The following is a 231-nucleotide window of genomic DNA, read 5'->3' as shown; positions in this document are numbered from 1 at the left end:
GAATGTCGGCTACCCCACGCGTCTTGAGGTCGTTGAACACCTTCATCCAGAACTTGGCCCCTTCGGTGCCCTCGATCCACAAGCCCAGGATGTCGCGCGTGCCATCGGGCAGCACGCCCAGCGCCAGATAGATCGCCTTGTTGCGTACCACCGCGTCCTCGCGGATCTTGACCCGCAGCGCATCGAAGAACACCACCGGGTACATCGGCTCGAGCGGGCGCGACTGCCAGG

General features: G+C 64.1%; 1 protein-coding gene. It reads right to left on the bottom strand.

What is annotated here, in order from left to right; all coding sequences use genetic code 11:
- The coding region (locus tag I8J34_RS25375) for a transposase (protein ID WP_214364230.1) at nt 1-231 on the bottom strand (231 nt) is incomplete at both ends.

The organism is Denitromonas iodatirespirans, from assembly GCF_018524365.1.
Lineage (GTDB): Bacteria > Pseudomonadota > Gammaproteobacteria > Burkholderiales > Rhodocyclaceae > Nitrogeniibacter > Nitrogeniibacter iodatirespirans.
The sequence above is the reverse complement of the archived record's forward strand: the minus strand, read 5'-3'. Positions and strand labels throughout refer to the sequence as shown.